Genomic DNA, 12,892 nt, shown 5'->3' with positions numbered 1-12,892 from the left:
CCTTTCGTCCTCTCCTGCGGTACGAAAGCTCCCCGCGTGCGCCAAAGTGAGGCGGGTGGGGCACGTGTGAGTGAAAGGCGGCGGCTACAGCAGGCCTCGTTGGTAGGCCGCGGCAACGGCGGAGGCGCGGTCTGGGACGTCGAGCTTGGCGTAGACGTGCAACAGGTGGGTTTTCACCGTGGCTTCGCTGAGGTGCAGTGCGGCGGCGACCTCGCGGTTCGTTTTGCCTTGCGAGACGAGCAGGAGCACCTCGCGTTCGCGAGCGCTCAACGGTGCGGGCACCACCGGCGTGCGGACCCGTTGCACCAGCCGGGCGGCGACCGAAGGGGACAGCACCGTCTCGTCGCGTGCCGCCGCCCGCACCGCGCGGAACAGCTCCTCGCGCGGCGCGTCCTTGAGCAGGTACCCGGTCGCGCCCGCCTCGATCGTCGGCAGCACGTCGGCGTCGGTGTCGTGCGTGGTCAGCACCAGCACCCGCGTGTCCGGCGCGCGGTCCCTGATCAAGCGCACCAGCTCGGCACCGCTGGGTGCGGGCAGGCGCAGGTCCGTCACGGCCACGTCCGGGCGCACCGCCGCGATCACGGTCAGCGCCTCGGTGCCGCTCGCCGCCTCGCCGACGACCTCGAAGTCGTCCTGCGTGCCGAGCATGCCGCGCAGCCCGTCGCGCACCACGGGGTGGTCGTCGACCACCACGACCCGGATCACAGCGGCACCGTCACGGTCACGGCGGTGCCGCCACCGGGCGCCGACTCGACCGCCACCGTCCCGCCGAGCAGCCCCACCCGTTCCTCCATCGCCGTCAGCCCGAACCCGCGCACCGACCGGTCGAACCCGACGCCGTCGTCGACCACGTCCAGCACCACCAGGTCCTCCATGTAGGACAGTGTGACGTCGACGCGCCCGGCCGCCGCGTGCTTGCCCGCGTTCGCCAGCGCCTCCTGCGCCGCCCGCAGCACCGCCACCTCGACATCCGCGGGCAACGGGCGCGGCTCGCCGGTCACCGTGCAGGTGGCGAGCACGTCGTGCGCCTCCCGCCAGCCCGCCACGGTCCGCTCGACCGCCTCGCCGAGCCGGGCGTCGCGCAACGGGCCGGGGTGCAGCGCCTCGATCGACCGGCGCACCTCGACCAGGCTGTCGCGGGCGAGCCTGCGCGCGGTCGCGATCCGGCCGCGCACCGGGTCGTCAGGACCGGTGAGCTCCTCGGCGACCTCCAGCTGCGTGACGATGCCGGTGAGACCCTGCGCCACGGTGTCGTGCATCTCGCGGGCGACCCGTGCGCGTTCGGCGAGCACCTGCAGCCGGGCGTTCTCGGCGGACAGCTCGGTCAGCCGCTCGTTGATCTCCCGCCGCCGGATCGCCTCCCGCTCCATCGCGCGCATGATCCAGCCGATCAGCACGACCATCGGGGTGGTCAGGCCGGCGTTGATCACCAGGGTGGAGGCCAGGTCGGTGTCCGGCGGCAGGAACCACAACCCGCCCACCGCCACGACCCCGGCGTAGGCGAGCCGGCCGGGCAGCGCCAGGAACGCGAGCCCGTAGCAGGACGGCACGAAGATGCCGAACACCTCGTCGTGGACCAGCAGCACGGCGGTGCACGCCAGCAGACCGGCGAAGTACAGCACCATCGGCCCGAGACGTCGTTCCCACCACTGCGGATGGGCGATGACGAACCACCAGTGCCACGCCGCCAGCACCGCAACAGCCACCAACGGCACGACGGCGACCGGCCGGAACACCAGGTAGACGCCCGTCGCCACGGCCAGCAGGCCGTAGGGGACCAGCGCCCACACCAGGTTCCACCGGTGCTCCTGCTCCAGCATCGACCTCACACCCGTGAGCTTCGCAGCTTCCGCAGCAGCGTCTCCGCCGGTCCCGGCCTGTTCCGGCGCCCCAGCAGGTCGGCGAGCAGCACCGACACCAGCCACGTCGCGAGCGCCAGCACCGCGACCTCCGCCGAGCCGAGCGTCGCGCCCAGCCCGAACGTGTACGGCTTGAGCAGCACCACGAAGACGACGGACTGGAACAGGTAGCAGCTCAGCGACCGTTCTCCGCACGCGGCGACGGCCCGCACGACCACGTTCGGCCGCTTGATCCGCACGGCGACCAGCGCGACCAGCGCGGCGTAGCCGAGGCCGCCCGCGACACCGGTGACCCCGTGCACGGCCGCCAGCAGCCCCGGTTCCTCCGGCTGCCAGAACCCGCCGACCGCGAGCCCGCTCGGCACCCCGCCGAGCGTCGCGACGGCGATCCCCCACGGCGCGACCCGGCGCAGCAACGCCAGGTGCCGCTCCGGCTCGGCGAGCACGTCGTGACGTGCCGCCCACACCCCCGCCACCGCCGCGGCGACGACTCCGGTGAGCCCCAGCGGCGTCATCAGCCACTCCAGCGGGTGCAGCGCGAGCGCCTTCAGCGGGTCAGCGATCTCGAACGACCAGAAGAACGTCCGCCGCCCCTGCGGCGGACTGCCGTAGGCCCCGCTCTGCAGCAAGGCGGTCAACGCCAGCCACCCCGCCGCGACCAGCAGCAGCGTGCGCCCCCGCAGCCGTGTCATCGCGATGACCCCGAACCCGAGCAGGCCGTACACGCCGAGCACGTCACCGGGGTACAGCAGCATGGCGTGCACGAACCCGAAGACGAGCAGCCAGCGGTTGCGCGACTTGGCCCGCTCCGGTGACATCTTCGCCACGCCGTACGCGAAGAGCAGGGCGAACATCGGATAGGCACGTGCGTCGACGAACGTCACCACGAACACGCTGACCATTCGGTCGACGAGGTCCGTCTCGACGATGTGCTGCCGCACGCCATAAGGGCGGCCGTAGAGGTAGATGGCCGAGTTCGCGAGCGCGATCAACGCGAGCATGCTGCCGCGGGCCAGATCCGGTGTGAGCAGGCGTTTCATGCTTTCGAGCGTGTCGGTCAGGTCCTGCCGCAACCATCAACCGGCCCACCCACGCCGTGATCAACCGGGGCTGGCCACGGATCCACCGATCAGTGGATGGTGCCCTGGCTGACCTGGCGAACTGGCGATCAGCCGAGACCGTTCCGTAACCTGGCGCGACCATGGGTGCCCGCGAACTCCTCCTCCGACTCCCGGCCTGGTTCCGGTTCACGGTGATCACTCTCGCCGTGTTCGTCGTGGGGGTGATCGCCTCGCGTCCCGCGACCGGCGACAACGGCACACCCAGCGGTGACGTGCTGGCGGCGGCCAAGGCCGTGAAGACGTTCGCCGAGCCGTCCGCGACGCACGACCCGCAGCTCGACATGCCGGTGGACTTCGCCGCGGTGATCGTGCGCGACCCGAAGACCGTGCGGGCGCCGGACGGGACGTTGCGGGTCGTCGACCTCGCCGGTGGGTGTTCCGGACCGGCCGGTGACACCGAGTGGGACTTCAGCGTCGCCTGCCGTGCGCACGACATGGGCTACGACCTGTTGCGGTACGCGGAGCACAAGGGCCAGCCGCTGGGACCGCAGGCGCGCAAGGCGTTGGACGACCGGCTCACGGCGGACCTGCACCTGCAGTGCGAGCTCAACCCGCGGGGTGCGCGGCAGAGCTGTCACGTGGTCGCGCAGACCTACGCGCTGGGCCTGCAGTTCAACTCGTGGCGGCAGCGCTGGGGTCCGCCTGGCCACGAACCCGTGGTGGCGTGGGCGTTCGGCAGCGCGGTGGTCGTGTTCCTGTTGCTGGCCAGGCTGCACCGGCCACGGCGCGAAGACGTTCCCGTCGCCACCCGGGTCGAGCAGGACCGGTTCGCGACCTTCCTGCGGTTGTTCAGCCTGACGTTGTTGGTGCTGGGCGAAACCGTTGCCACGCTGGCACATCTGCACGGCTTCGGCACGTCGTGGCTGTGGGCGTTGCAGGCGGTGCCGTTGTTCTTCTTCGCGGGCGGCCACGCGAACCTCCAGAGCTGGCGGGCACACCAGGGCGGCTTCGGGTGCTGGGTGTCGAGCCGGACGTCGTGGCTGCTGCGGCCGGTGCTCGGGTTCGTGCTGCTGTGGGTGGTGCTGTTCACCGCGCTGAACCTGCTGGACGTGCGGGTCGACGCGTACAGCAGGCTGATCACGCACCCGTTGTGGTTCCTCGGGGTCTACCTGCTCGCGGTGGCGGCGACCCCGGCCGCGGCCTGGCTGCACCGCCGCCACCGCCGTGCCACGCCGTTCGTCCTCGCGCTGGTCACGGTGGCGGTCGAGGTGGCGCGCACGTCGACGGAGTGGAAGACCGGCGGGTACGTGAACCTGGTGGTCGGCGCGTTGCTGATGCAGCAGGTCGGGTTCTTCTACGCCGACGGCACGTTGCAGCGGATCGGGCGCAAGGTGCCGGCGGCGCTGGGCGCGATCACGTTGCCCGCGCTGGTGTTCTTCAGCGACTACCCGCGCTCGATGATGGTGCTCGGGGTCGCGCAGGTCTGCCTCGCGCTGCTCGCCCGCGGGCACGTGTCGGCGTGGCTCGAAGGCCGCGCCTGGCGCGTCGTGAACTTCGCCCGCCGGGCACCGATGACCGTGTACCTGGCCTACCTGATCGGGCTCGGCGCGCTCGTCGGGCTGCTCGGTCTCACGCACGCGCCGAGCTGGCTGGTGTTCCTGCTGCTGCCGCTCACACTGCTGTTCCACCGGTTCGAGTGCAGGCGGGTCAAGTTCCCGCGGCTGGCGCACGAGTCGCACCGGACCCGGCTCGCGACGGCGCTGGGCGTGAGCTTCGGGACGCTGGGCGTGCTCGGGTTCGTCGTGGCCGGGTTCCTCGGCGAGGGCGTGCTGGTGCTGCTGCCGGTCGACCCGCTGCAGAACATGATCCACCTGCTGCTCGGCTGGTACCTGATCCACACCGCCCGCACCGGCAGCTGCGACACCCGGATGCCGTGGCTGCTCACGGCACTGGCGTGTGTGCCACCGCTGCTGGCGCTGCAACCGGCACCGCAGGTCGTGGTGCTGCACGCCGTGACGATCGGGCTCGCAGTGCTCGCAGCCATCCCCAGGTCACGACCGCGCACACCGGCAGCCACAGCAGTCGTTCCCACATCCAGCCCGGACCTGGTTCCTGCTGCAGCCCCGGCAACGGCCCCCACGCGCTGAACACCAGCGTCACCGTGAGAAATGCGCTCTGGTGCACCAGCAGGATGCCCAGTGCGTTGTCGGTCAACCAGGTGCGACGCAGAACCGGCATGCGCACCAACGGTTTCGCCGCCACCACCACCAGGTACGCGCCGATGAACCACAACGGCTCGACCACCAGAACGCTGACGTTGTAGGCGGTGCCCTGGTCGACGCCGCGCAGCACGAGTCCGAAGAGGACAGCCGCCCAGCACCCGAGCAGCAGCACCGCCTGCCCCACCAACCGCCGGGCCGGCACCGCTGCGCCGACGACGACGAGCAGCACCAACGCGTTCAGCACGAGATCGAGCCAGAAGGGCCGCACCGGCCCCATCACCAGCCCGGTGGGCGTGTCGACGAGCGTGGTTGTGAACCAATGCCCGGCCACGACACCGGACAGCGCGAGTGCGACCACACGGTTCACGGCTGCTCCCCCACGGCGATGCGGGCCAGCGCGGCCAGCGTGTCGGTGCCCGGTTCGTAGTAGCTGGCGTGGGTGCCACCGGGGAACCGCAGCACGGTGGCACCGAAGCGGGCCGACACCGGGTCGGTGCCGTGCCCGAGGTCGAACAGCCGCAGGCCGGGGATGAACCGGGCCCAGTCACCGGCGTTGCGCAACGCCCACACCTTGGCGTTCGTCCGCAGGGCGGCGACCGTGCTCGCGCGCACGCCGGGGCTGCCGTTGAACACGATGTCGGCGACGTCGAGCTCGGGTGCCGCGAGACCCACCACGACCGAGCCGTAGCTGTGCCCGAAGACGTGGATGCGCGCGTTGGTCTGCAACGCGCGCACGAAGTCGACGAGCGCGGCGGCCCCCGCTCGCGCCAACCGGCCGGTCACCGCGTCCACCCCGAGCCCCTGCGGCGTCGCGTAGCCGAGCCACGCGATCACCGCGAGGTCGTCGCGGCCCACCGCCTCGTACAGGTCGGTGGCGTTCTTGCCGACGGTCCGGTCGAACCGGTCCACGTCCACGTCGGACCCCGGCACGATGATCACCACGTCCCGGGCGGTGCTCAGGTCGCCCACGACCGCGACCCGGCGGGCGGCATCGGACCTCCACTCGCCCATCGACGGCGCGACGGACGGCATCACGATCAGCATGAGGAGCAGCAGGCTTCGGCGCATGGCAGCGAAGCTAGGGAGGCGACCCACCCTTGATCGTCACGCTGACGTGCCGTTCTCCGGTGCTACCCCGGTACTACGAGCCCGCTCTCGTACGCCGCGATGACCGCCTGCGCCCGGTCGCGCAGCCCCAGCTTCGTGAGCACCCGGCTCACGTGCGTCTTGACCGTCTGCTCGGCCAGCACGAGGTGCGCGGCGATCTCGGCGTTCGACAGGCCCTGCGCGACCAGCACCAGGATCTCGGTCTCGCGCTCGGTCAGCGCCGCGAGCTGCGCCGGCCGCACGCGTTCGCTGCGGCGGGCCTTCACGAAGTCCTCGATCAGGCGTTTCGTGATCGACGGCGCCAGCAACGCCTCACCCGCGGCCACGACGCGCACGGCGTTCAGCAGCTCACGGGCGGGTGCGTGCTTGAGCAGGAACCCGCTCGCACCGGCCTGCAACGCCTCGTAGACGTAGTCGTCGAGGTCGAACGTGGTCAGCACGAGCACTTTGGACTCACTGCCGCCGTCGAGCAGGAGCCGGGTGGCGTGCAGACCGTCCATCTCGGGCATGCGGATGTCCATCAGCACGACGTCCGGGTCCGTGCGGCGGGCCAGCGCGACGCCCTCGACGCCGTTGCCCGCCGAGCCGATGACCTCGATGTCCTCCTGTGCGTCGAGCAGCGCGGAGAACCCCTCGCGCACCATCTCCTGGTCGTCCACCACGACCACCCTGATCACTTGCCCCCCAACGGAATCCGCGCTCGCACCAGGAACCCGCCGTCCTCGGTCGACTTCACGGTCAGGGTGCCGCCGTGCACCTTCACACGCTCACGCATGCCGATCAAGCCCTGCCCGCTGCCGCCGCCCCTCGACGGTCCCCCGGCGGTGTTGCGCACCAGCACGTCCAGCTGGCCATCTCTCTTCTGCACGTGCACGGACGCCTTCGAACCGGGCGCGTGCCTGGTCGCGTTCGTCAGCGCCTCCTGCACGATCCGGTACGCGGTCAGCCCGACCGCCTCCGGCACGTCGTCCACGTCGACCTCGGCCTCGTCACCGGGCCTCGCGAGCTCGGGGATGCGGCTGATGCCCGGCTGCGGTCCCTTCTCCGGGGCCTGCCCGTCCGTCCTGAGCACCCCCAGCAGCCGTTGCATGTCGGTGATCGCCTCGCGCGCGGCCTGGCCGACCTCCTCGAACTCCTTCTGCGCGGCCTCGTTGAGCCCCGGCAGGCGGTAGGGCGCGGTCTCGCACCGCACCACCACCATCGACATGTGGTGTGCGACCACATCGTGCATCTCTCTCGCGATGCGCGCACGTTCCTCCAGTGCCGCCTTCTCGCCGCGTTGTTCCTCCAGCTCGCGTTCGACCCGGCCACGCGCGCCGAAGAGGTAGATCACGCCGGTGATGACCGGCACGGCCATGATCGCGTCGTGGTGCTGCGACTCGGAGAAGCCGACCGCCGCCATGGTGAGCACGGTGGCGGTCAGGGTGACCCCGCCGGAGTAGAACGCGGCGACGCCCGCCACCAGCGGGAGCAGCGTCCAGTACTGGAAGTCCGCGACGCCGGTCCAGCCGATCAGCGTGGCCACCGGGTAGAGCGTGATGGCGGCCAGGCGCCAGGCGTACAGCGGTGACCAGATCAGCAGGACATACGGCAGGAACACGGACGCGAACAGCGCCGGCCACCAGCCGTCGGGGTCCTGCAGGTCGACGAGCCGGGCGGAGCCGACGATCGCGAACACCAGCGCGTAGACCAGCAATGCCCCGTGGAAGGGCTTGCGAAACCGCCCCAGTGCCTTCACGAGCACTTGGGTGCGGTCGATGCCGAGGAGCGTCCAGTAGAGCGTGCGGAACACCACCCGAGACTAGGTGCACGAGTTCATCCCCACATTGACCTGCGGAGTGACATACCCCGGTAGCACTCTGATCAAGATGGGGCATTGCGATTGTGCGCAGCCGCGCGGTAGGCAGTACCAGTGACACCACCACAGGACCCCGATCGCCAGGCGCGGCTGACCGCCGTGGCCGGCGAGGCGCTGGCCGCTGCCAGGGCCGGTGAGGACGCTGTGGCGGTGGACCTCGTGACCGGCTATCTCAGCGGGTCGCCCGAGGGCAACGAGGAGATCCGCGAGCTCGTGCTGCTGCTGTTCGCCGAGTGCAGCTCGATGGTCGGCTCGCTCGGCTCCGGCGGCGCGACACCGGTGAAGATGCAGGTCTTCGACGAGGAGGGCCGTGAGGTCCAGATCGACGACGCCGACCCGCCGGTCCGCACGGCGATCCGCGCGTTGCTGGCCGAGGTGCACGGCGACCAGGACGCGGCCTCGGAGCAGATCGAGATCGCCCTGGCCAACGGCCAGCCGCAGGAGCTCGCAACGGTGGTGCTGCAAGCCCTGCGGTGGACGTTGAAGCTGGCGATCGAGTGCGAGACGCGCGACCTGCCCGTCGCGTCGTGGATCACCGCGTCACTGGACGACCAACCCTGACGTGCAGCACGGCGTCCACGCCGGCGAGCAGGTGCTCGTCGACGGGGAAGTAGCCCATCTCCAGCTTGGTGTCGGTGCGCACGGTCCCGGTCGGCTTCTCGGCGAGCCCCCAGGTGGTGAAACGGTCCTGCAGCGAGCCCTCGAAGGTGCCCTCGCCCGGGTCACCGAGCCCGAAGCTGTCGTTGCGGCCGAGGGTGCCCGCGATGACCGTGTACTGGTCGCCGAGGATCGGGGCGACGAGCGCGCCCGCGGACAACCACTCCACCCGCTCGCCCGCCATCTCCATCGAGCTGCTGGTGCGCTGCAGGTGGGCGTTGTGCATGAACACGAACGTCGGCCCGCGGCTCGCCTCGATCCGGCGGATCTCCAGCAGGTTGCGGGCCATCATGCCGTCGCGCAGCTGGCAGAGGCGGTTCAGGCGCACGCCGAGCGGGTTCGGCTCCGCGCACTCCCGGTGGTAGCGCAGCAGGCTCAGCGCGGCGCTCAGGTGGGTCTCCGCCCGCTCCCAGCCCTCGTCGTGCGGCCGGGCGTGCAACCGCGCGAGCATCTCCTGGCCGATCGCGCGGAACTGGACGGCCTCTTCGGACTGTCCAGGTGACTTCGTGAGGTCCAGGACGGCCTCGTCGCGGCTCCACCTCTCGTCGTCGGTGCTGAGGTCGATGTGGAGGCCGAGGTAGTCGCGGGCGTGTTCGAGGTACGGGCGCGGGCTGGGCGCGTTGGCGGTCTCGCCCTGGAAGTCGGCGCCGTGGAACGTGAGCTGCTCGGCGGCCGGCCGGTCCTGGTTGTACTCGCGCATCCACGCGACCAGCTCGCGGTTGGCGGGCCATTCACCGAAGCGGTGGCTGAAGCCCTCCTTCATGACGGTGTCGAGGTCACCGGGGCCGCCCTTGACGTAGTCGTCGACCAGCAGGCCCCTGACCCGGCAGCTCTCCAGCGCGATCGAGCGGAAGCCCGCGGCGGCGAGCTGCTCGAGCAGCTCGTTGCGGATCCAGGTGTGGGCGTGCTCGAGGTGGGTGGGCTCGCCGAAGCCCAGCAGCTCGGTGAAGGGGTGGAGGAACTCGCGGATGTCCTGGCTCATGTGGCTCAACCATATCTTTGAAACCTTCGTTGAAACTTTCTCACAGATCGAGCTGTAGCGAGCGGCTAAAGTCTCAACCGTGCGTCCAACTGACCTAGCGCGCGAACACGGCATCTCGACCCAGGCGGTGCGCAACTACGAGCGCGACGGGTTCCTCCCGCCCGCCGACCGGACCGACTCCGGCTACCGCGTCTACACCGAGGTGCACGCGGCGGCGCTGCGGACGTTCATCGCGCTGGTCCCCGCCTACGGGCACGCGGTCGCCGGCCAGATCATGAACGCGGTTCACGACGACGTGCTGGACGACGTGCTGCTCACCATCGACCGCGGCCACCACCAGCTGCTGCGCGACCGCGAGACGCTCGACTCGGTCAGCCGCGGGGTCGCCGACCTGACCGATGTGGAACCCGTCGTCGGGCCGCGGTCGATCGGCGAGCTCGCGCGGCGGCTCGGCGTCACCCCGGCAACGCTGCGGGCGTGGGAGGAGGCCGGGATCCTCGTCCCGGAACGCGAGCGGACCGGCTACCGGGTGTTCTCGGCCGCCGACGTCCGCGACGCCGAGCTGGCCCACCTGCTGCGCCGCGGCGGCTACCCGCTGGCACGCATCGCGGTGGTGGTGCAGCAGATCCGCACGGCCGGCGGCACCGAGACGTTGGCCGCCGCGCTGACCGACTGGCGGCGCAGGCTGACCGCGCGGGGGCTGGCGATGCTCGCCGCCTCCGCGCGGCTCAACGACTACCTGAGTGCGCGGGCACCAGCTCGCTGACGAGCGCCCCGACCTGCGCGGTCTCGATCAGGAACGCGTCGTGCCCGTACGGCGAGGTGATCACCCGCAGGTCGTCGGCACCGGGAATGCCCGCGGCCAGCTCCCGCTGCTGCGCCAACGGGTACAGCCGGTCCGAGTCCACCCCGGCCACCAGCGTCCGCGCCGTCACCCTGCCCAGCGCCGCCGTGACCCCACCCCGCCCGCGCCCCACGTCGTGCGAGTTCATCGCCTCGGTGAGCGTGACGTAGCTGGCGGCGTCGAACCGCCGGCTGAGCTTGGCCGCGTGGTGGTCCAAATAGGACTCGACCTCGAACCTGCCGTCCTCCTGCACCTGACGCCCGAACCGCGCCTGCAGCTCCTGCTCGCTGCGGTAGCTGATGTGCGCGATCCTCCGCGCCACACCGAGACCTTCGCGTGGATCGGCCCGGATCGCGTGCAGCTGCGCCGACGCCAGCCCGATCTGCTCCGCCGACGCCGCCGCCGTCGTGGCCAGCAGGAGCAACGACTCCACCCGCTCGGGCTCGCTCACCGCCCACTCGACCGCGCGCATGCCGCCCATCGACCCGCCGAGCACCGCCGCCCACCGCCCGATGCCCAGGTAGTCGGCCAGAAGTGCTTCCGCCGCAACCTGATCCCTGATGGTGAGCGCGGGGAACGCCGGGTACTGCCACGGCCCGGTGCTGCCCTGACACCCGCCGAGCACGTTGGGCGCCACCACGAAACACCCGTCCAGCGGTCCCGGCTCCACGAGCGCGTCCCACCAGCCCGGCGTGGGGTGACCCGGCTCCACGCCCCCGGCGACATGGCTGTCCCCGGTGAGGGCGTGGAGCACGAGCACCGCGTTGGAGGCCTCCGCGTTCAAGGTCCCCCACGTCTCGTACGCGAGCTGGAAACCCGGCAACCCGGCGAACGGCTCGGTGTGGCTGAACCACTTCCGCCGCCCGTTCGGGTCGCCGAAGCGCCAGCCGGTCACTACAACTCGGACTTCGCCGCGGTGAAGCCCGCCTCCAGGTCCGCCTTGAGGTCCTCCAGCCCCTCCAGCCCGACGCTGAGCCGCACCAGCCCCGGCGTGACGCCCGTGACGAGCTGCTCCTCCGGCGTGAGCTGGCTGTGCGTGGTCGAGGCGGGGTGCACGATCAACGACCGCACGTCCCCGATGTTGACCAGCTGGCTGAACAACGACGTCCCGTCCACGAACGCCCGCCCGGCGTCCGCCCCGCCGCGCAGCTCGAAGCTCACCACCGCGCCGGCACCCTTCGGCAGGTACTTCTGCGCGCCTGCGTGGAAGGGAGAGCTCGGCAGCCCGGCGTAGTGGACCTTCTCGACCTCGTCCCGCTGCTCCAACCACTCCGCAAGCGCTTGCGCGTTCTGCACGTGCCGCTCGATCCGCAGCGACAACGTCTCGATCCCCTGGATCACCAGAAAGCTGGTCAACGGGGCGATCGCCGCACCGGTGTCCCGCAACCCCTGCACCCGCAGCTTCGCCGCGAACGCCCCGTGCCCGAGCACCGGCCAGTACTGCAGCCCGTGGTAGCTCGGGTCGGGCTCGTGGAAGTCGGGGAACTTCTCGGCCCCGTACTCGAACTTCCCGCCGTCCACCACGACACCGGCGATGGCCGTCCCGTGCCCGCCCAGGTACTTGGTCGCCGAGTGGATGACGATGTCCGCCCCGTGCTCCAACGGCTTGAGCAGGTACGGCGTCGGCACCGTGTTGTCGACGACCAGCGGGATGTCGTTCTCGTGCGCGACAGCCGCGATGCCCTCGATGTCCAGCACGTGGCTGCGCGGGTTCGCCAACGACTCACCGAACAACAACTTGGTGTTCGGCCTGATCTTCGCCCGCCACTCGTCGAGGTCGTCCGGATCGTCCACGAAGGACACCTCGATGCCCAGCTTGGGCAACGTGTAGTGGAACAGGTTGTACGTGCCGCCGTAGAGCGACGCACTCGACACGAGGTGGTCCCCGACCTTGGCCAGGTTGAGGATGGCCGCCGTCTCCGCCGCCTGCCCGGAGGCGAAGGCGACCGCCGCGATGCCACCTTCGAGCGCCGCTACCCGCTGCTCCAGCACGTCCTGCGTGGGGTTGTTGATGCGCGTGTAGATGTGGCCGGGCTCAGCCAGCGCGAACAGGTCCGCCCCGTGCTGCGTGTCCCTGAACACGTACGAGGTGGTCTGGTAGATCGGCGTGGCCCGCGCACCGGTCGCGGGGTCGGGCGCGGCGCCCGCGTGGATCTGCGTCGTCTCAAAGGACCAGGACATGGTTGTGCTCCAAAGCTCGTTGCCAGAAGAGGTCAGGATCAACGGGAGCTGCGACACGCCATGCTGGTGACGCGCACGTAGTCCACGTGGCGTCGGCTCACGAGCAGCACGGTCATGGTTG

The 12,892-nt window shown here is 70.8% G+C and carries 12 protein-coding genes; 3 read left to right on the top strand and 9 right to left on the bottom strand.

Features of this window, described 5'->3' with window-relative positions; genetic code table 11:
• Positions 1 to 84 precede the first annotated feature (84 nt).
• The 3 genes from BBK82_RS19850 to BBK82_RS19840 are packed head-to-tail and all read right to left on the bottom strand — an operon-like array spanning position 85 to position 2,899.
• Positions 85 to 705 (bottom strand): response regulator, encoded by a 621-nt coding sequence (locus BBK82_RS19850; RefSeq protein WP_065916333.1) that lies wholly within the window; start codon positions 703 to 705, stop codon positions 85 to 87.
• Positions 702 to 1,820 (bottom strand): sensor histidine kinase, encoded by a 1,119-nt coding sequence (locus BBK82_RS19845; protein WP_065921202.1) that lies wholly within the window; start codon positions 1,818 to 1,820, stop codon positions 702 to 704. The genes BBK82_RS19850 and BBK82_RS19845 overlap by 4 nt, the downstream gene beginning before the upstream one ends.
• Positions 1,821 to 1,825: 5 nt before the next feature.
• Positions 1,826 to 2,899 carry a DUF418 domain-containing protein gene (locus tag BBK82_RS19840; RefSeq protein ID WP_065921201.1) on the bottom strand — a complete coding sequence of 358 codons (1,074 nt, stop codon included), beginning with the start codon at positions 2,897 to 2,899 and terminating at the stop codon, positions 1,826 to 1,828.
• 212 nt (positions 2,900 to 3,111) lie between these two features.
• Here BBK82_RS19840 and BBK82_RS19835 point away from each other — a divergent pair, with 212 nt between their 5' ends.
• Complete coding sequence (locus BBK82_RS19835; protein WP_237048276.1) at positions 3,112 to 5,067, top strand: phospholipase A2; 1,956 nt, start codon at positions 3,112 to 3,114, stop codon at positions 5,065 to 5,067.
• Between the two features lie 438 nt (positions 5,068 to 5,505).
• Here the strand turns inward: BBK82_RS19835 and BBK82_RS19830 are convergent, their stop codons facing one another.
• From BBK82_RS19830 to BBK82_RS19820, 3 genes are all read right to left on the bottom strand, one after another.
• Positions 5,506 to 6,210 (bottom strand): alpha/beta hydrolase, encoded by a 705-nt coding sequence (locus tag BBK82_RS19830; protein WP_065916331.1) that lies wholly within the window; start codon positions 6,208 to 6,210, stop codon positions 5,506 to 5,508.
• Between the two features lie 62 nt (positions 6,211 to 6,272).
• Entirely contained in the window at positions 6,273 to 6,926 is a 654-nt protein-coding gene (locus BBK82_RS19825; protein WP_065916330.1) for a response regulator, read from the bottom strand.
• Positions 6,923 to 8,041 (bottom strand): sensor histidine kinase, encoded by a 1,119-nt coding sequence (locus tag BBK82_RS19820; RefSeq protein ID WP_065921200.1) that lies wholly within the window; start codon positions 8,039 to 8,041, stop codon positions 6,923 to 6,925. Before BBK82_RS19820 ends, BBK82_RS19825 begins: the two co-directional genes overlap by 4 nt.
• A 120-nt stretch (positions 8,042 to 8,161) precedes the next feature.
• Here BBK82_RS19820 and BBK82_RS19815 point away from each other — a divergent pair, with 120 nt between their 5' ends.
• Positions 8,162 to 8,668 carry a hypothetical protein gene (locus tag BBK82_RS19815; RefSeq protein WP_065916329.1) on the top strand — a complete coding sequence of 169 codons (507 nt, stop codon included), beginning with the start codon at positions 8,162 to 8,164 and terminating at the stop codon, positions 8,666 to 8,668.
• On the opposite strand, the gene BBK82_RS19810 is transcribed toward BBK82_RS19815, so the two are convergent.
• Positions 8,640 to 9,746, bottom strand: a complete 1,107-nt coding sequence (locus BBK82_RS19810; protein WP_065916328.1) for an erythromycin esterase family protein — start codon at positions 9,744 to 9,746, stop codon at positions 8,640 to 8,642. The two genes, BBK82_RS19815 and BBK82_RS19810, sit on opposite strands and share 29 nt — an antisense overlap.
• Positions 9,747 to 9,825: 79 nt before the next feature.
• On the opposite strand from BBK82_RS19810, the gene BBK82_RS19805 reads away from it, so the two are divergent.
• Positions 9,826 to 10,512, top strand: a complete 687-nt coding sequence (locus BBK82_RS19805; protein WP_065916327.1) for a TioE family transcriptional regulator — start codon at positions 9,826 to 9,828, stop codon at positions 10,510 to 10,512.
• Here the strand turns inward: BBK82_RS19805 and metX are convergent.
• Both metX and BBK82_RS19795 read right to left on the bottom strand, forming a co-directional pair.
• Positions 10,475 to 11,485: a homoserine O-acetyltransferase MetX gene (gene metX / locus BBK82_RS19800; RefSeq protein WP_065916326.1), complete on the bottom strand. Its 1,011-nt coding sequence runs from the start codon at positions 11,483 to 11,485 to the stop codon at positions 10,475 to 10,477. The genes BBK82_RS19805 and metX overlap by 38 nt on opposite strands.
• The gene (locus BBK82_RS19795; protein WP_065916325.1) at positions 11,485 to 12,771 is read right to left on the bottom strand and encodes a bifunctional o-acetylhomoserine/o-acetylserine sulfhydrylase; all 1,287 of its coding nucleotides are present in this window, start codon (positions 12,769 to 12,771) and stop codon (positions 11,485 to 11,487) included. Before BBK82_RS19795 ends, metX begins: the two co-directional genes overlap by 1 nt.
• Positions 12,772 to 12,892: the final 121 nt, after the last annotated feature.

The organism is Lentzea guizhouensis (assembly GCF_001701025.1).
In the GTDB taxonomy this organism is placed as follows: Bacteria; Actinomycetota; Actinomycetes; order Mycobacteriales; family Pseudonocardiaceae; genus Lentzea; species Lentzea guizhouensis.
This window is presented reverse-complemented; position numbering and strand designations above follow the sequence as displayed.

Coding starts and splice junctions, on each gene's coding strand:
- BBK82_RS19795 (WP_065916325.1), bottom strand. CDS start 12,771: ATGTCCTGGTCCTTTGAGACGACGCAGATCCACGCGGGCGCCGCGCCC.
- BBK82_RS19845 (WP_065921202.1), bottom strand. CDS start 1,820: ATGCTGGAGCAGGAGCACCGGTGGAACCTGGTGTGGGCGCTGGTCCCC.
- BBK82_RS19840 (WP_065921201.1), bottom strand. CDS start 2,899: ATGAAACGCCTGCTCACACCGGATCTGGCCCGCGGCAGCATGCTCGCG.
- BBK82_RS19810 (WP_065916328.1), bottom strand. CDS start 9,746: ATGAGCCAGGACATCCGCGAGTTCCTCCACCCCTTCACCGAGCTGCTG.
- BBK82_RS19830 (WP_065916331.1), bottom strand. CDS start 6,210: ATGCGCCGAAGCCTGCTGCTCCTCATGCTGATCGTGATGCCGTCCGTC.